Source organism: Vibrio sp. ArtGut-C1, assembly GCF_002105475.1.
Lineage (GTDB): Bacteria > Pseudomonadota > Gammaproteobacteria > Enterobacterales > Vibrionaceae > Vibrio > Vibrio diabolicus.
On record NZ_NCTH01000023.1, the window covers coordinates 55,298 to 72,800 of the forward strand.

Here is a 17,503-nt window from a genome sequence, read left to right on the forward strand (position 1 = left end):
TTGTTTTATTTGAATCTGGGGATTAGGAGTCGCCATCTTTAGGGCAAAGTTCACCTTTCTTGGCGTGTCTTTCGATCATGTAATCGCCACGATCGCTGTGTAAAACAATCGCATTCCAGACTTGGCCATCTTGCAACTCGAACTCAAATGCATAATGGGTGCCTCCGACCATTTTCGTTCTCACTTCATGAATCGCTTTCAATTTATCATCGGCATTCATTTGATAAAGCACCATGTTAAGTGAGCGTCTGGCGTCAGGAGTTGCTTCAGCAACTTGCCAATGGCCCTGCTCTTCTGTTGCGGAGCAAATAGACCGCATTTTACTTTTCATGGTGGATGACATCTGCTTGTCTACGGCCAATGCATTTGGTGAAAACAGTAGACCTGTCAAAGGAATCAAAGTTGCCAGAATCTGCTTTAAGGTCATAAATACACTCCGTTGTTTTACTCTTGCTTGAGTATAGACCTCAATGACTTCAGATGTGGTGCAGTAGACTCTGGGCCTACAATATCGCAGTTCGTATCAACGAACTGATGATAAACAAGGCGACCACGCTTGCCAGCCAAATGCCAATGAACCACAAAATGGGTTTTAGTTTCATCAGTGATATCCTTCTCCACGTTTCATCTTGCCGCGGAAAATCCAGTACGAATAAGCCGTGTAGGCTATGATCAGAGGAAGTAATACCACCGCACCGGCAAGTAAAAATGCCAAACTTTTGTCTGGCGCGGCGACGTCTTGATAAGTGAGTGCGAATGGGACCAAGTAAGGGAATGTACTGACACCGAAACCCATCGCGGACACAAGAAACAGGCCGATCGCAAGAACGTAGGCTCGGACGGCTTTGTGGTCGAGTAAGGCTTTGAATAGCTGCCAAATGAGTGCCGCTGCAATAATTGGTAATATGAAAAACAGTAGCGAGTTTGGTAATGAGAACCAACGTTCAAAGACGATATTTTGGCTCAATGGCAGCCACAAACTGGCGATGAATATACAGGCTACCATCGCTAGTCCCCATCGTCGCGCGACCACGTAGTAACGCCCCATCAGCTCTTCTGGAAGCTTGATTAATAACCAGCATGAACCGAGCAGAATATAAGCACAAACAAGCGCCAGGCCACAAAATACGCTAAATGGTGAAAGCCAATCAAACCATCCACCTGCGTATGCTCGTTCACTAACCTCTATACCTTGGAGCAGGGTTCCGAGCATAATGCCTTGCATCAATGCCGCGGTGAGTGAACCAATGAAAAAAGCGCTATCCCATAAAAACTTTCCGCGTTGTGTTCGGAAGCGATACTCAAAAGAAACCCCGCGCAGAATTAACCCGAGCAGCATTAAAATCAGAGGAGCATAGAGTGCTGGCATAATGACCGCGTAGGCGAGGGGGAACACGGCAAAAAGCCCACCACCGCCAAGAACTAGCCAAGTTTCATTACCATCCCAAACAGGAGCGATGCTGTTCATCATCATGTCGCGCTCTTCATCGTCATTAGCGCTGAGGAATAGGATACCAATACCGAGATCAAAGCCATCTAACACGACATAAATCAGAACGGCGAGCCCGATCAAAGCGTACCAAATTAATGCGTAATCCATGAGCTAGCCTCCTAGGTTAGATGGTTAGAGTGTGCGATGGCATCGGTTTTCGTGCCATCAGGAAGTCGGCTATCTAGACCTTCTTCATATCGAGTTGGAGATTTGCGCATCAAACGCAGGAGATAGAAGAAGCCTGCTCCAAAAACCACAAAGTAAACCACGATGAACGCCGTCAGGGAGACGCTCACCGCGGCGGTATCAATAGGCGATGCCGAATTGGCTGTGGTTAAAAGACCGTATACGGTGTAAGGCTGGCGACCGACTTCGGTGGTTATCCAGCCTGCTAAAACTGCAATGAACCCCGCTGGGGCAAACAGGACACAAATACGTTGAAGTGCCCTTGAATCAAAAAGTTTGCGACGTTTTCTTAGCCATAGGCTCCACAAACCAATAACAAGCATGCCAAAACCAAGCGCGACCATTACTCGGAAAGACCAGAAAACGATAGAGACAGGAGGGTGTTCCTCCTCTGGAAAAGCATCTAATCCCTTCACTTCACCGTTGAGGTCATGAGTTAAAATCAAACTACCGAGTTTGGGGATTTCCAGTGCGTATTCCATACGTTTTTCTTCATCGTTAGGGATACCGAAGAGGATCAATGGCGCGCCTTGGTGAGACTCATAGTGACCTTCCATCGCGGCGACTTTGGCGGGTTGATGTTCAAGGGTGTTTAATCCATGCATGTCTCCAGCAACGATTTGAATTGGTGTCACGATGGCTGCCATCCACATTGCCATCGAGAACATAATTCTGGCTAGTGGATTATGGTTTGCCTTTAATAAGTGATAAGCGGCAACGCCCGCTACAACAAAGGCGGTAGTGAGGTAAGCCGCGAGCAACATATGGACGAGCCGATAAGGGAAGGAAGGGTTGAAGACAATCGCCCACCAGTCTTCTGGGATAAACTGTCCGGCTTCGTTGATACTATAGCCCGCTGGTGTTTGCATCCAACTATTAACCGAAAGTATCCAAAACGCAGACAAAAACGTCCCGAATGCAACAATACAAGTTGCGGCGAAGTGAAGCTTCTTACCTACCTTATCCATACCGAAAAGCATCACGCCTAAAAAGCCCGCTTCGAGGAAAAACGCAGTAAAAACTTCATAACCCATTAGCGGGCCTAGGATTGGGCCTGTTTTGTCGGCAAACACGCTCCAGTTGGTCCCGAATTGATAGCTCAACACGATGCCACTTACCACACCCATACCAAAGCTGATGGCAAAGATTTTGAGCCAGTATTTATAGATCTGCATGTACTGTTTGTTGCCCGTTTTTAAGTACAAGCCTTCTAACACGGCGAGGTAACTTGCCAAACCAATCGTAAACGCTGGAAAAATGATGTGGAAAGAGACAGTAAAGGCAAATTGGAATCTGGCTAAATCGATGGCGAGTGTGTCCATGGGCATTCCCTTTTTTAGTTTCGAATTAACAGTTCGCCGAATTGGAAGAGATGAGGGAAGAGCGACGAACAAAATGGAATACGAAGAAGGAAGGCTAAGAGATTAAAAAACGATCGCTTTTTACGGCAGTGCGTACCATCTTTTAGAAAAAGGAGGAGTTGTTATGAGCCTTAAACACTACTTTGAGAAAGCGACACCTAAGTTTGGCCCTGGTGGGAAGTATCACAAGTTCTATCCATTGTTCGAAGCTGTCGAAACCATTTTTTACACGCCTGGTAAGGTTAACCAGGGCATGACTCACGTTCGAGATAGCATCGATTTAAAACGTATTATGATCATGGTGTGGCTGGCGGTCTTCCCTGCCATGTTCTGGGGTATGTACAACATAGGTCAGCAGTCCAGCGATGCTTTGTTGTATGGAATGGATCAAGCCTCAGCTCAGCAAGCGCTGGCTTCTTCGTGGCAACTGAGTTGGGTATGGGGCTCGTTAGATGCGGTTTCACAAGCGGGGTGGGCAAGTAAAATGTGGCTTGGTGCTACTTACTTTCTCCCGGTTTATGCGACGGTGTTTATCGTTGGTGGTTTCTGGGAAGTTCTGTTTGCTATTGTGCGAAAGCATGAGGTAAATGAAGGTTTTTTTGTCAGCTCTATACTCTTTGCGTTGATCCTTCCTCCGACAATTCCACTGTGGCAAGCGGCTTTGGGTATCACTTTCGGTATTGTTGTGGCGAAGGAGATTTTCGGTGGTACAGGGCGAAACTTCCTAAACCCAGCTCTGGCAGGGCGCGCGTTCTTATACTTTGCTTATCCTGCCAACATGTCCGGTGGTGCCGTGTGGGTCGCGGCTGATGGTTACTCTGGCGCTACTCCACTTAGCCAATGGTATGAAGGTGGGCAAAGTGCCTTGATAAATAATATGACGGGACAACCAATTTCATGGGGAGATGCTTTTGTTGGTAATTTGCCAGGCTCGATGGGTGAAGTCTCCACGTTGTTGATTACACTAACAGGCTTGGTTCTTATCTTTATGAAGATTGCGTCGTGGCGAATCGTTGCAGGCGTGTTGGTTGGTTTAGTGGCGGCTTCATTACTATTGAATGCGATCGGTTCGGACTCTAACCCAATGTTCTCCATGCCGTTTTACTGGCACTTCGTGATTGGTGGGGTCGCGTTTGGTACCTTCTTTATGGCGACAGATCCCGTCTCGGCGGCTTTTACCAATGGCGGTAAATGGGCATACGGACTATTAATCGGTGTGATGACGATTTTTATCCGAGTGCTGAACCCAGCGTATCCAGAAGGCATCATGTTAGCGATTCTATTTGCTAACTTATTCGCGCCACTTTTCGATTATTTAGTCAAAGAAAGTAATATCAAACGCAGAATGAAAAGGGCGAGACCTTCTTAAAATGAGGGTGACCTCACTGAAAGTTGATTGAAAACTGCACTATATTGAAAAGGTCAGAAACATGGGGTTTCTGGCTTTTTATTTTTATCAGGAGGACGAAGACGATGAGAATAAAGGATATTCTCGATAGCCGTTTGGTGCTGTCGTTCTGGTACAACCTAGACTACTGCTTGTCTCTTCTTAGTAAAATCTCTTCTCGTTGATTTCCTCAATGCAACCGCATTGAAAAGCATTCTATCTATTTGTTTTTTAGTCTTACGTGATACCGCGTAGGGCAATGCGTATAAGGAAATTAACAATGAAACGTATTCCAGAACCTTTCCGTATCAAAATGGTTGAGCCAATCAAAATGACGACTTTGGCAGACCGTGAAGTCGCGTTAAAAGAAGCGGGCTATAATCCATTTCTTCTTCGTAGTGATGATGTTTATATCGATTTGCTGACTGACTCTGGCACTGGTGCCATGAGTGATAATCAGTGGGCTGGCATCATGATGGGGGATGAATCCTATGCGGGGAGTCGAAATTACTACAACCTGTGTGATGCAGTGGAGCACTTCTTCGGTTATAAGCTCACCGTGCCTGCGCACCAAGGGCGTGGTGCCGAGCAAATTTTGTTCCCAGCTTTGATTGAGCGTATGCGTCAGGTGCGTGGTGGCGAAACGCCAGTATTTATCTCGAACTACCATTTTGATACCACAGCGGGTCACATTGAACTCAATGGCGGTAAAGCGATTAACGTGGTAACGGAAGAAGCATTCGACACCACTACGCCTTATGATTGGAAGGGCAATTTTGATATCGATAAGCTGGTGGCAACAATTGAAGCGCACGGTTCGCATAACATTTGTGCAATTATCACCACGATTACTTGTAATAGCTCCGGCGGTCAGCCTGTATCGATGGAAAACATGCGCAGCGTGTACGAGATTGCAACCAAGTACGATATTCCAGTGGTGATTGACTCGGCTCGTTACTGTGAGAACGCCTACTTTATCAAGCAGCGTGAAGCGGGTTACGAGAATAAATCGATTCTGGAAATCATTCGCGAGATGTATCAATACGGCGATATGTTGACGATGTCGGCTAAGAAAGACCCGATGGTAAACATTGGTGGCATGTGTTGTATTCGTGACCATAAGGAGTTGTTCCAGGCGGTGCAGACGCGCTGCGTACCTATGGAAGGATTTGTAACATACGGCGGTATGGCTGGGCGTGATATGGAAGCGCTCGCTCGCGGTTTGTATGAAGCGGCAGATGAAGATTTTCTTCACTACCGAATTAGCCAAGTTCAATACTTAGGTGAGCGCTTACGTGAAGGCGGTATTCCAATTCAATACCCAACGGGTGGTCACGCAGTGTTTGTGGATGCCGCTAAGATTTTGCCACATATTCCAACGGATCAGTTCCCTGCGCAGGTATTGTGTAATGCCTTGTACTTGGAGGCGGGTATTCGAGCAGTAGAGATAGGATCACTACTGCTTGGTCGTGACCCTGATACGGGTAAACAAAAAGCGTCAGAGTTAGAATTAATGCGTTTGACCATTCCACGTCGTGTCTACACAAACGATCATATGGATTACATTGCGGATGCGATTATCGAGCTGAAAAATCGTGCACATGAGTTAAAAGGGCTCACTTTTGAGTATGAACCACCAGTGCTGCGCCACTTTACTGCTCGGTTTAAAGAAATCGATTAATTAAGGTTTGAATATAGAAAAGCAAAAGGCCGCGAGTTTCGCGGCCTTTTTCGATTTGTTTCTTAGCGTTACAGTTACGCCAACTCTAATGTAATGCGAACGAACTGATCGTCCTGGTACTGCACTTCATAATTGAATGTACCACTGGCGTAAATGCTGCCAAGGAAAAGTGAGCGTTGACTCATTGGTCCACGGAACAGCATCGAAATAGGAGCGATTAGGGCGTTATTATCATCGAAGTGCTGATTTAAGTTCTCAGAAAGCACACACAGCAAACAGCCGTGTTGGTCGTGAGATAAGTCGACGTCTTCCGGTCGAGATAATAATACGGTAGTCCCCAACTTCTTCTCAATCTCGTTAATCAACAGCAAGTAGCTATCTAGATCAGGTTGAGGGTTACTTGGTTTATCTGCACCCACGCAACGTTCGAGTAACGCTTCCAGATTTCCGTTCTCACCTTTTGCCTGTTGAGTCAAAGACTTTAACGGCTTTTTAATCAGCTTATAGCGATTACTCTTCAGTTTTGGCTTCAGCCATTTCTGCAGTAAGTCGTTACGCTCTTTAAGGGAGAGACCATCTGAGGACGCGTGAATTTTAAAGTGCAGGTGCAATAAAGCGTGAACCGCAAGCTCACTCAGAAGTTGGTTAGCATCTGTAGACTGTCTTGCCTGCTTAGAACTTTGCATTACACTCGAACAAAATTAGGGAAGAAGGATAATGGTGCCGAGAGAGGGACTCGAACCCTCACACCAAAGGCACTAGCACCTCATGCTAGCGTGTCTACCAATTTCACCATCTCGGCATCATGATGCTCTGAATACTCAGAGGCCTCGAAAAGAAGCACCGCGAATTGTATAACCAAAATCCACCTGTTGGCGAGAGCAAAATGACGAATTTTGGATCTTTCGAGTTTGATTGCGTATTTATTGGTCACTTTTGCGTTTTTTACCATCAAAGTCTGTCCTTATGCCCTTACTTTTATTAACAGTATGACGACAAAAGAACGTTTTTGCCTAAATTTTGAACGCTTGAACGTTTGCGTAAATAAATGTGATGAATATCTCTTTTTGTTGGCTATACTTGCGTCCCGTTTAAGCGGGAATTAGGGTTTAGTTGTTCAGGACCCTTACCCATACAAGCCGTCACATGGAGCAGGCCAAGCAATATGCTCGCCAGCAGTGAATGACCCCACGGACCGGACCAGCTACGTTCAATTGCTTGTATAAGGTAAAAATAAGATGTCGAACTATTCGTTCTGTCTACATTCTGGATCTGAAGGCGAGTTATCACTCGCTGCGTTGTCCCTTTCTTCTGCCAATTCCTTTGGCTCTTTTTTCTTTTTCAACGTTCAGTAGGTCCAGCTCATGAGTGTTCTATTTAGTCTATTTGGTATTGTTGCACTGCTAGGTTGTGCTTTCCTACTTTCTGAGGGCCGTTCTTCCATTAATTGGAAAACCGTATCTCGCGCCTTGATGCTACAAATGGGATTTGCTGCCTTAGTGCTTTATTTCCCGTTAGGTCAGGCGGCGCTGGCGAGTTTAAGTAATGGTGTCGCGGGGCTACTCAGCTTTGCTGATGAGGGGATTAAATTCCTCTTTGGTGACCTCGCTTCTTCTGGCTTTATCTTCGCTATTCGTGTCCTTCCTATCATCATCTTCTTCAGTGCTCTTATCTCCGCCCTTTACTACTTGGGCATTATGCAAAAAGTGATTCAATTTATTGGCGGTGCTATCCAGAAGTTCTTGGGCACCAGCAAAGCAGAGTCTCTGGTTGCAACAGGTAACATTTTCTTATCTCAAGGCGAGTCCCCACTTCTTATTCGTCCATTTCTTTCGAACATGACTCGCTCTGAACTGTTTGCTGTGATGGCTGGTGGTATGGCTTCAGTGGCGGGCAGTGTGCTTGGTGGTTATGCCGGTTTAGGTGTTGACCTAAAATACTTGATTGCGGCAAGCTTTATGGCAGCTCCAGGTAGTTTGATGATGGCAAAAATCATTGTTCCTGAACGCCAAACGCCAAGCGATTACAACGATATTGAGCTAGATAAATCAGAAGAAAGCAACGTTATTGATGCGCTGGCAAGCGGTGCTATGGGCGGTATGAAAGTGGCCGTTGCTGTTGGTACCATGCTTATCGCTTTTGTTAGTGTTATCGCGATGGTGAACACGGGACTAGAAAACTTAGGTGACATACTTGGTTTCTCTGGTGTGACGCTACAAGCGATTTTTGGTTACTTGTTTGCACCTCTAGCGTGGTTGATTGGTGTGCCAAGCCACGAAATCCTTGCTGCGGGTTCATACATTGGTCAGAAAGTGGTGATGAACGAATTTGTCGCGTTTATCGATTTTGTACAGCACAAAGCGACGCTGTCTGAGCATACTCAAGTCATCATCACTTTTGCGTTGTGTGGCTTTGCAAACATTGGCTCAATTGCGATTCAGCTGGGTTCTATCGGCGTGATGGCACCTGAGCGCCGCAAAGATGTAGCAAGTTTAGGCCTAAAAGCGGTTGCTGCTGGCACACTCGCTAACCTGATGAGTGCGTGTTTAGCGGGCATTTTCATCTCGCTCTAATTTAGATTGAAGATGCACACTAAAAACCCGCCTAAATGGCGGGTTTTATTATTTCTAAGGCTTAGGTATTAAGCCGTAGGGTATTGATTTAAAAGCGTCAGGGTGCTCTTGATAAGTTGGCGCTTTATGTACCCCTTTCCAATCGAGCAGCATGATGGCTAGGACATTACGGTGCTCGCCGTACTTGAGATCAAAACTCCCATCGACCGATGGAATCATCCCTTTTTCAGCGTTGATTGCGTGACGAATGGCTTGGCGGGTTTTCTCGACGACCGGATCGTGATCCAAGCCTGCTAATAAAAACGAAATGCCGACTTCTGCAATCACGTCTTCTTTGGCTCTTAGCAGGATTGTGTCGATGTTGTTGCGAAAGTAATCATAAATCCATTGGTGTTTCTTTTCGCTTACTCGCTCCTGATAATACTGTGAATCGGCAAAGATGATGTGCGTCATACCATAGAGCTTGTTCCAATACTGCTGAGCTGACAGCATCTTATCTTTATCGTCGGGGTAGGTATTGCGAAAGGTTTGAGTAAATTCCTCGACCACATCTTGCTCGCCTAGCTGGCGAAGCCAGTAGACTTGGTTTGCGAGCTGAGCTGCCCACGCCTCTATCATTTCTTTGTCCGTAACGTAACGCGAGAAATCGTAGCGCCTCAGGATCTTTCTTAGCGTCTTGTCTTGCTTATGTTTCAGACCATATTCGTTTGCTCTTGCCATTGCGCCAAGCAAATCCACGCCAAGATAAAGATATTCAGGATGGTGTTTAGTGACGGTATAGCGTCGTTGCCCTCGCTCACTTTCTTTCTCTTGATACGCGGTCAATCTTTGTGATGAATAAAGAATAATGTCTTCAGGTTCAACGACTTCATTAGCAAATCGGTTTAATCGGCTAGCTACTTGTGCCATGTCGGTCCAAACGGCAGCGAGATATTTCTCATCTAACGTCTGACGGTACATGCGTAAGCCAAAGTGCCCCTCTTTAAACGCAGGTAAAGTGAACAGTTCCTGCTCGTAGGTACTACGAATCAACTGTGCTGATTGAGCATTATCTAGGAGCGGTATCTCTTCTTGTGATGCCTGAACAGCAAAGGTAAGTGAGCAAGAGAGTAAGACCGCTAAGCTAAGAGGTTTGATACGCATAAATCCATTCCCTATGAAGTCCTGAATCTAAACCTACCATCAATATTAATTAAGAATGTAAAAGCTGAGTCAATAGTTAAAAATCTGTCGAAAAGTCAGATTGATACGTTCACCTTTGGTTTTCGCGGTTTTTGGTACACAGTGTTTCCAGTGATGTTGGAGCTCGCCAGCCATAACCAGTAAGGAGCCGTGAGAAAGCTCATATTCAATCTCAGTTTTACAATGTAAATTTCTGAGCAAAAATCGACGTGTTTCACCTAAATTCAAAGAGGCGATAACCGGGTTTCTACCTAGCTCTGGTTCATTGTCTTGGTGCCAGCCCATCGAATCTTGGCCGTGTCGGTATAGGTTGGCAAGTACAGAGTTGAAGGCTACATCCGCAATCGTCTCACAGCGCACTTTGAGCTGAATTAACTCAGGAGTCCAAGGGTGAGGCTGCATGGTTAAGCCTGAGTAAGTATATGCTGCATCACCGTGCCACGCTTGTAAACGAGGTTGAAGTACTGACTTGCCGAACATGGTAATGCGCTCTTGATGCCATGGCAGTATTTCCAGAAGTTGGTCAAAGTAGTGATCCGCTTCTAGATGGCTAAGAAAGTAAGGATCGTAATAGAGTTTACCCCTTTCTACTTCTTGCCACTGAGTACCGCCAAATAAATCGCCTTGTTGATGCATCATCTCATACCTAAAACATAAAAAATTTTAATCACTGTTACCTTTCCGATTGGGATTGGTTATTCTTGTGATAATAAGAATTTTAACAATAAATAAAAATCTCGTAACGATATACGAGTTGTGGGGAGAAAATGCGTTATTTACCCAGAAAGCGATGCTATTTTGCATTGTTCTTCCTCAGTTTTTTCGCTTTATGCGTTGGGGTTATTGAGCTGTTGCATCGAAATCAGCAAGAGCTTCACCAAGAGCGAGTTCAAGTTGAGGCCAAAGAACAACTTTCCATCCTCCGTTCCAATTTGGAAGCGGTACTTATGGCGGATATCTATAAAGCCAGTACCTTGGCGACACTCATTACTTTACTGCCTAAAAACCAAGAAGACGAATTGAACATTGCGGCTCACCGCATCCTGAGCAAAAGCAAACATATTACGATCATTGGCATTGCGAAGAATGATGTTATCAGTCATATATTTCCACGCCAAGGTAATGAGCGTTTAATCGGCCTCGATTACCGAACGGTGCCACAGCAGTGGGTACAGGTGCAAAAAGCTAAGGATATACAAGAAATATTTATAGCAGGGCCTGTCAACTTGATTCAAGGCGGCAAAGGCTTGATCGTGCGGGTTCCGGTTTTTCTTGATCCACCGTTGAACCAGGATTATTGGGGTGTGATCAGTGCGGTGATTAATTTTGATGCTCTGATGCGAGAAACTGGCGTGATCGATTTCTCTTATCGCTACCCTTTGATGATTCGTGGTTACGACAGTGGCGGTGCTTTTGGTGACGTTTTCTTTGGCGCACTGAGTGAAACCAAAAAGCCATACGCGAAAGAAATGGTTCATTTTCCTTATGGTGGGTGGAGTATGGTGGTTTTCTCCGGAGACAAACTCGACCATAAAATTCCTTGGCATCAGCTTTATTTAGCAAGGCTTATCGGTTATCCCATTGTTTTTGCACTGAGCCTCGCGCTTATTGCGATTTATCGCTTATACACCATTGCGGATGATAGAGCACTGCATGATGAACTGACGCACTTACCAAACCGTCGCTATTTTATGAAGTTTTACAAGCAGCAGTTTGAAATAGCGAAACGTTACAAAAAGCGTTACAGCTTCGCCTTAATCAATATAGATCTGGATAGGTTTAAACATATTAACGATACCTATGGTCATGACGCAGGCGACAAGGTCTTAGTCGCTACGGCTGAAAGAGTGAGAAGTTCTCTGCGTAAATCAGATATAGTGGCCCGAATGGGAGGTGATGAGTTTTTAGTTGTCGTTCATAATCCTGGGACGGAAGAAAATGTTCAGTCTCTGCTACAAAAGCTCAGGTTAGCTTTATGTTCGACGCCCGTGATTTACGATGAAGCGCTCATTTACCTGAGAACCAGCATTGGGTACGCGATATTTGATCCGGACATGTCATCTCCAGAGCAAATGATGAAAATAGCCGATGAGAGAATGTATCAACAAAAACATGGCGGATGAACCTGAGCCCAGTTTCAATCAGGGCTTTGGAGCAGTGGTAAGGTTAAGAATCCGAAATCTCACCATCATTTGGGTATAAGAATATATGACTTTACATGTTAATAGACTCTTTGCTGAGAGAGTCATTATTAGCAGTGCATGAAGTGGCATATTTGCATGTTGTTGCATTTTGCAAATGCAGTTTGCGAAATTTATGGTCAATAAAGCAACGATATGCATCTGGATCTATTAAAAAACGGCCTTTTTAAAGTTGGCACGCATCGTGCTTTATCTAGAGTGACCCTTATTAAGCCGAGGGTCACCTAGCCAACTGACGTTGTTAGTGAATACACATTGTTCACAAGTATATACCGCCAATCACGATTATTGTGATTGGCGTTTTTTCTTTCTAGAGACCAATAATATTCACGTCGTCACCTGTCTCATCGGCTTCTCCGCACTTACTGTAACAACTAGGCTGCCTTGGGCAAACGGCCCCTCTTGAGCAGATTAGCCTAGCTTGGGTTTGAATACCTCGTTCTATCCAATTGATGTTTAATATCTTAGCGATGGTTGTTAAGTCTTTTTTGATGTGGGGAGGAATGACACTACTTCCGCCGGAAGCGACACAAAGTGACTTCAGCTCTTCCGCAATAGAAACCGCATCACCACCTTGTGCAGAAATCGCAGGGTTTAAATCTATCCCCGCGCACAACACTCGGTTGTTCCCCGCAGGGTCAAATACGTTGACTGATTCACAACAGTAAATACGTGGCTCGTCGCCCACATTCAAAATCGAAATTTGCGCTGAACTGGTATCCAAAGGTTGGGCTAGACGTCTAAATACGGCCCAGTGTTGGCAAGGATCGTTCACTTTGCGCATATTGCCCCAAGGAAGCGGGATGCCATTTCCACGATATACCGCTTTCAACTTGCCCGGACCATAGGCATCAAAGTAGTGCCAATGAGGGTACGGAGAAACCACGGTCATACGACGCATCGCAACGGAAGGAGAAACGCCGGCCTTTTTGTGAACATCAATTTCGTAACCGGAACGGTCAAGCAACTGACGAAATGGTACTTTGGGGCAAAGCAGGGCACCAGCAAAAAAGCTGGACTCAAAATCGCGCCAAGCTTGTAGGATATCTTGCGAGTTGAGCTCAGAGTTGGAAACTGGGCTGTCCATTTGCTCCCAGTTGTTTTGATGCCCAATAGATAAAACGTTATTCATTGCATCACTGCTATGGAGCACGCGATGGCCGATGTATACCGCCAAGTCATATTTCAATCGGGTTGGGTAGTCACGCATTCGTTTATTGAGATAAATGGTGCCAGGTGGCTCCATGAAAGACGTAATCAACTGTTTGGCGCTGACGCCCAGTTCATCAATCACATCCTGTGGTGCTCGGTCTACCCAGCGAATATCCAATCCCATGCTTTTCGCAATATCTATCAGATCTTCTACCGATAGATTCAGGCGTTTCAAGCCGACCTCTTCGGCTGCGCGTTCTAAATCAGGAAAATGGTTTTGATGGTTCTCTTGGTGCGCACGGATCAGCAAGTGGGCGAATTGACGTCCAGTAATACCCGTTTGAGACAACATCTCTGGAATCGCGATTTGGAGAATATCATTGGAGAACAAAAAGCTCGGCTCCAATGCCATACCGTTGATACCGCCACGATTCCCTTTGTTGGGGGTAATGGCCTCTAATTCCGGTTCATCATCTAAAAACCACGCAGGATCTTTTTGAAAAACTTCCGCGATTACTTCGAGCATATCAATACTCGGAACGCGTTTTCCACGCTCTATCATCGAAAGGTAAGATACCGACGGTGCGTACTCAGGATTGATCCTTACACAGCGTGCAGATAAATCCTCCATAGTTAAATGGTTGTTTTTCCTTAGGTTGCGAATTTTCGTACCTAGAAAATGGGACTGACGAATAAGGCTTTTTGACACAGACATTTTGTAAAATTCACATTGTAAAATTTTTGTTGTGAAATTGTAGTCAATATTTCGCTAGTCTACATAATAAGCAGGCAAGGAAATTAACCATCAACTTCACAGAATTGCCTGAAACTTAAACGAAGGAATTAAGTTTTTACTCTAGGACGAGTTTTTTTAAGTGCGAGGATATGACGATGAATATGCTGAACTTCGATAAAAAAGAGATGCAACAACAACAACGCCCATTTATCGCTGAAGCTGTATTTGCCGTCGAAGCGGTAAGTGCTGAGCAGCAGAGCGAGAAGCAAGTAAAAGCGAAGCAACTACTAGACCGCATGTTCCCATTGGAGAACGGGTCGCACCAAGATGTATCAAGTTACGTAATTGATTACCGCCATGTATTGGCTTACTTCAAAGACGGCACACACAGCGGCCTGAAAAGCCCAAAACACTTTGTGGCGTATACGGGTGAGAAAGAAGATCCAAAATCGATCTTGTTTAAAGACGATTCAGGTAACCACGTAGAAGTGCTATTTGGCTGTCATAAAGGCACCGGTTGTGTGGAGTTGATGGATATTGATGACATTCAACTGGAAACACGCACTACGTTTCACCCTGAACTAACGGGTAATGCGCCGACGGCGATGCGCCACTGGATCAGCTTAATCAAAGGCGACAAAAAAGGTAAGCCGATGGCATGCAGTGAAGATAAAGAATACACTGCGAAAAACGGTGACGACTATATTCTAAGCTACTGCTACAGTGTCGATTAAGATGTGAAGCGCCAGATAAATAGACCCCGCACTCAATAGTGCGGGTTTTTTATTCTATTTCGAAAAAGTCGGTCCTATTAACCAAGCTTACATAACAAATTGATTTAAATGGGCATCACGCGGTTACGACCGAGTTGTTTTGCCTCATAAAGTTGCTTATCGGCTTTATTGACCAGAGCTTCAGGTGTATCACCCACCTCATATTCTGCTACCCCAAAAGAAGCAGTAATGCTGTGAACTTGTGTACCAGAACGCTTATCTCTGATGCGCAGTTTTTCTATCATGCGGCGTAGTGTGTCTGCATATTGGCGAGCAATTCGCAGAGATTTATTGGGCACAATTAAAGCGAACTCTTCACCACCAAAACGATACGCGCATATTCCATCTCGACAGCTTTGTTGTAGTCGACGGGCAATGGCTTTTAGTACCGTATCGCCGAAAAGGTGGCCATAATTGTCGTTAAATGACTTGAAATGGTCGATATCAAGCATGATCAAGGTCATTGCTTGATTTGATGCGATAAGCGAAGACAGATCTTTATCAAAAGCTCGACGGTTGTAAAGGTTGGATAGACCATCAAACAATGCGTCTTGCTGTACTTCAGCCAGCTGATTTTTGAGGCGAGAAATTTCTTCACTCGCATTAGTTAATTGGCTATTCAAAAACTTTGTCGAGTGACGAATTTCGTGTGACTCTGCGACAAGTTGACGAATCACCACCATCACTTCTTCAATACTTAAGCTGTTGTCTTCAACTTTTTCTAGCTTATTAAAACTTTTGTCTACCATTTCAGAAAAGGAAGAAGTATCTGAAAGTGTATCGCTCATCGAGCTGGACACTTCATGCAGCAGAACTTCTACATTGGTTCTAAGATCTTCAAGGCTAGTTTCTGCTTTACTGGCAACATAGTTGTTATAAAGCTGTTTATTGGTTGCAGGCGGGCAGATACCGTAGTTTTCTAACACCGTATCCAACTCAAAGTTGAGTTCAGGAATGGTCTTGTCAACGTACGTATACCAAAGCGCATAGTTGGCTGGCGTGGCAGCAACATGATTTTTGATCATTAGTGGGACCGCTTTTTTCAAATTAGCGGTCGATTTTTTAAACTCGTCGGTCATTTCTGCGATGGTACTAGCAAAATGGAATTGGACTTAGACTAACGGATATTAACCAATATCGCTTTAATTTTTATCATTTTTGCATGGTTTATATAAAAAATGAGTGATTAAGACCGTTATCAATATCGCCAAATTTTAATTTTATAAAATCTTAGTATGAAACATGTGCAAACGATGTTTTGGTGTTAAGGGCTCTAAGATGACCAGCCAATCGGTTTAGTGAAATCGTCAGTAACCTAATGATCGTAAAGCTCTATTGCCCGTACAACAACGAGTGGAATAAAAGACTTAGCGCTTAGGCTATTTGCAACAAGAACGCGGGACTCCGAGTTTACAAAAAACGAGTTTACAAAAGAGGGGGCGACTTGGATAAGAAAATAGGACTGTATTGGTTCACTAATGACCTGCGTTTGCATGACAACCCGCTGTTGATAGACGCTTGTGCAGAAATGGATGAGTTAATTTGTTTGCATTGTCGCCCATCGGTGACACCTTACTTGCAGCACTTTGCGCAGGAGACCTCTTTAGGCCGTGCGAAATTGCAGTTTCTCGAGGCATCGCTCAATGAACTTAATCAATCTTTAGTTAAATTGGGGCAACGATTATGGACGGTTGAACTGACACCTTATCAAGCGCTCAAATATGCCATCAGTCATTTCGGTATCACTCATATTTATGCTGATGCGTTTGCTGGTTCGGATGAGCAACAGGCACTAGAGCGTGCAATTAAAGGCACTCCCCATGTGAACATCAAACAGCAAGCGATCCGCACTTTGTTGTGCGAAGAACAGTTACCATTTGAATTAAGGCAACTGCCTGAGACCTTCACGAAATTTAGAAAGCAGGTCGCAGGTTTAGACCTCTCTCAGCCTTACGAGAGCGTTCATGTTTTACCGCCAGCACCTTCAGGTACGAATTTTCCTACCGCCACGACATATTACTTTGACACCAAACCAGCATTTGATGGCGGAGAACTGAGCGGTCTTGAACATTGTCGACGCTATTTTGCTTCAAGTTTAGCGAGTGAATATAAACAGACGCGCAATGGGCTTGATGGGGTGGAGTATTCAACTAAATTTTCACCTTGGTTAGCTCATGGTTGCGTCTCTCCTACAATCATTTATGCCATGCTCAAACAATATGAGCGGAAGAACGGAGCAAATGATTCAACCTATTGGATCTATTTCGAGTTGTTGTGGCGGGAATACTTTTATTGGTACGCGAGAAAGTATCAACAGACGTTGTTTCGATTTGGCGGTATCGCCAACCAGCCACCACTGACCAGTTTTTATGCGCAACGCTTTAAGCAGTGGAAGAAAGGCGAGACACCTTTTCCAATAGTTAACGCATGTATGCATCAGCTTAATAAAACGGGTTATATGTCTAACCGAGGGCGCCAACTGGTCGCGAGCTGTCTGGTTCATGAACTCGGACTCGACTGGCGCTACGGTGCTGCTTATTTTGAAACTCAGTTGATTGATTACGATGTCGGCTCTAATTGGGGCAACTGGCAGTATTTGGCTGGTGTTGGCGCTGACCCACGTGGCTCACGTCAGTTTAATCTAGAAAAGCAGACACAAACTTATGATCCAGATTTCTCATTTATCGACAAATGGCAGGGGAGATGCGTTGGCGTACATCTTGATAGTGTCGATATGGTGGATTGGCCGATTGCGCCAAAAAAAGAGAGCGGGAGATAA

Annotated in this window: 14 protein-coding genes and 1 tRNA gene; 6 read left to right on the plus strand and 9 right to left on the minus strand. The window is 44.9% G+C overall.

The window, feature by feature from the left end; translation table 11 throughout:
• Positions 1 to 22: 22 nt before the first annotated feature.
• From B7360_RS17810 to B7360_RS17825, 3 genes are all read right to left on the minus strand, one after another.
• Complete coding sequence (locus tag B7360_RS17810) at positions 23 to 427, minus strand: cystatin (protein ID WP_085344231.1); 405 nt, start codon at positions 425 to 427, stop codon at positions 23 to 25.
• Between the two features lie 174 nt (positions 428 to 601).
• Positions 602 to 1,600 (minus strand): cytochrome d ubiquinol oxidase subunit II, encoded by a 999-nt coding sequence (cydB, locus tag B7360_RS17820; RefSeq protein WP_085344233.1) that lies wholly within the window; start codon positions 1,598 to 1,600, stop codon positions 602 to 604.
• An 11-nt stretch (positions 1,601 to 1,611) separates the two neighbouring features.
• Complete coding sequence (locus B7360_RS17825) at positions 1,612 to 3,000, minus strand: cytochrome ubiquinol oxidase subunit I (protein ID WP_085344235.1); 1,389 nt, start codon at positions 2,998 to 3,000, stop codon at positions 1,612 to 1,614.
• A gap of 163 nt (positions 3,001 to 3,163) precedes the next feature.
• On the opposite strand from B7360_RS17825, the gene B7360_RS17830 reads away from it, so the two are divergent.
• Together B7360_RS17830 and B7360_RS17835 are read left to right on the plus strand one after the other, a co-directional pair.
• Positions 3,164 to 4,408 (plus strand): NADH:ubiquinone reductase (Na(+)-transporting) subunit B, encoded by a 1,245-nt coding sequence (locus B7360_RS17830; protein ID WP_005393635.1) that lies wholly within the window; start codon positions 3,164 to 3,166, stop codon positions 4,406 to 4,408.
• Positions 4,409 to 4,706: 298 nt separating this feature from the next.
• Positions 4,707 to 6,107, plus strand: a complete 1,401-nt coding sequence (locus B7360_RS17835; RefSeq protein WP_085344236.1) for a tryptophanase — start codon at positions 4,707 to 4,709, stop codon at positions 6,105 to 6,107.
• Between the two features lie 74 nt (positions 6,108 to 6,181).
• Here the strand turns inward: B7360_RS17835 and B7360_RS17840 are convergent, their stop codons facing one another.
• On the minus strand, positions 6,182 to 6,793 hold the full coding sequence (locus tag B7360_RS17840; RefSeq protein WP_005393639.1) for a DUF2913 family protein: 612 nt from the start codon (positions 6,791 to 6,793) through the stop codon (positions 6,182 to 6,184).
• Positions 6,794 to 6,825: 32 nt separating this feature from the next.
• Positions 6,826 to 6,909, minus strand: a tRNA-Leu gene (locus tag B7360_RS17845).
• 562 nt (positions 6,910 to 7,471) lie between these two features.
• Here B7360_RS17845 and B7360_RS17855 point away from each other — a divergent pair.
• Positions 7,472 to 8,680: a NupC/NupG family nucleoside CNT transporter gene (locus B7360_RS17855; RefSeq protein ID WP_005393641.1), complete on the plus strand. Its 1,209-nt coding sequence runs from the start codon at positions 7,472 to 7,474 to the stop codon at positions 8,678 to 8,680.
• 54 nt (positions 8,681 to 8,734) lie between these two features.
• On the opposite strand, the gene B7360_RS17860 is transcribed toward B7360_RS17855, so the two are convergent.
• Positions 8,735 to 9,823: a DUF3541 domain-containing protein gene (locus B7360_RS17860; protein ID WP_085344237.1), complete on the minus strand. Its 1,089-nt coding sequence runs from the start codon at positions 9,821 to 9,823 to the stop codon at positions 8,735 to 8,737.
• 69 nt (positions 9,824 to 9,892) lie between these two features.
• Entirely contained in the window at positions 9,893 to 10,498 is a 606-nt protein-coding gene (locus B7360_RS17865) for an alpha-ketoglutarate-dependent dioxygenase AlkB (protein ID WP_085344239.1), read from the minus strand.
• Positions 10,499 to 10,629: 131 nt separating this feature from the next.
• Between B7360_RS17865 and B7360_RS17870 the strand changes: the two genes are divergently transcribed.
• A complete protein-coding gene (locus tag B7360_RS17870; protein ID WP_085344241.1) occupies positions 10,630 to 11,985 on the plus strand; it encodes a diguanylate cyclase in 1,356 nt (451 codons plus the stop codon).
• A gap of 388 nt (positions 11,986 to 12,373) precedes the next feature.
• On the opposite strand, the gene B7360_RS17875 is transcribed toward B7360_RS17870, so the two are convergent.
• Positions 12,374 to 13,930: a DUF3612 domain-containing protein gene (locus B7360_RS17875; RefSeq protein ID WP_080955914.1), complete on the minus strand. Its 1,557-nt coding sequence runs from the start codon at positions 13,928 to 13,930 to the stop codon at positions 12,374 to 12,376.
• 176 nt (positions 13,931 to 14,106) lie between these two features.
• Here B7360_RS17875 and B7360_RS17880 point away from each other — a divergent pair, with 176 nt between their 5' ends.
• Positions 14,107 to 14,685, plus strand: coding sequence for a malate synthase (locus tag B7360_RS17880; RefSeq protein WP_085344242.1), 579 nt, complete (start codon positions 14,107 to 14,109; stop codon positions 14,683 to 14,685).
• 104 nt (positions 14,686 to 14,789) lie between these two features.
• Here the strand turns inward: B7360_RS17880 and B7360_RS17885 are convergent, their stop codons facing one another.
• The gene (locus tag B7360_RS17885; protein WP_005393654.1) at positions 14,790 to 15,803 is read right to left on the minus strand and encodes a GGDEF domain-containing protein; all 1,014 of its coding nucleotides are present in this window, start codon (positions 15,801 to 15,803) and stop codon (positions 14,790 to 14,792) included.
• Positions 15,804 to 16,168: 365 nt separating this feature from the next.
• Between B7360_RS17885 and B7360_RS17890 the strand changes: the two genes are divergently transcribed.
• Complete coding sequence (locus tag B7360_RS17890; RefSeq protein WP_085344244.1) at positions 16,169 to 17,503, plus strand: DASH family cryptochrome; 1,335 nt, start codon at positions 16,169 to 16,171, stop codon at positions 17,501 to 17,503.

Bases quoted from the DNA above. Each gene is read 5' to 3' on its own strand.
- B7360_RS17810 (WP_085344231.1), bottom strand. From the start codon at position 427: ATGACCTTAAAGCAGATTCTGGCAACTTTGATTCCTTTGACAGGTCTA.
- cydB (WP_085344233.1), bottom strand. From the start codon at position 1,600: ATGGATTACGCATTAATTTGGTACGCTTTGATCGGGCTCGCCGTTCTG.
- B7360_RS17825 (WP_085344235.1), bottom strand. From the start codon at position 3,000: ATGGACACACTCGCCATCGATTTAGCCAGATTCCAATTTGCCTTTACT.
- B7360_RS17830 (WP_005393635.1), top strand. From the start codon at position 3,164: ATGAGCCTTAAACACTACTTTGAGAAAGCGACACCTAAGTTTGGCCCT.
- B7360_RS17835 (WP_085344236.1), top strand. From the start codon at position 4,707: ATGAAACGTATTCCAGAACCTTTCCGTATCAAAATGGTTGAGCCAATC.
- B7360_RS17840 (WP_005393639.1), bottom strand. From the start codon at position 6,793: ATGCAAAGTTCTAAGCAGGCAAGACAGTCTACAGATGCTAACCAACTT.
- B7360_RS17855 (WP_005393641.1), top strand. From the start codon at position 7,472: ATGAGTGTTCTATTTAGTCTATTTGGTATTGTTGCACTGCTAGGTTGT.
- B7360_RS17860 (WP_085344237.1), bottom strand. From the start codon at position 9,823: ATGCGTATCAAACCTCTTAGCTTAGCGGTCTTACTCTCTTGCTCACTT.
- B7360_RS17865 (WP_085344239.1), bottom strand. From the start codon at position 10,498: ATGCATCAACAAGGCGATTTATTTGGCGGTACTCAGTGGCAAGAAGTA.
- B7360_RS17870 (WP_085344241.1), top strand. From the start codon at position 10,630: ATGCGTTATTTACCCAGAAAGCGATGCTATTTTGCATTGTTCTTCCTC.
- B7360_RS17875 (WP_080955914.1), bottom strand. From the start codon at position 13,930: ATGTCTGTGTCAAAAAGCCTTATTCGTCAGTCCCATTTTCTAGGTACG.
- B7360_RS17880 (WP_085344242.1), top strand. From the start codon at position 14,107: ATGAATATGCTGAACTTCGATAAAAAAGAGATGCAACAACAACAACGC.
- B7360_RS17885 (WP_005393654.1), bottom strand. From the start codon at position 15,803: ATGACCGACGAGTTTAAAAAATCGACCGCTAATTTGAAAAAAGCGGTC.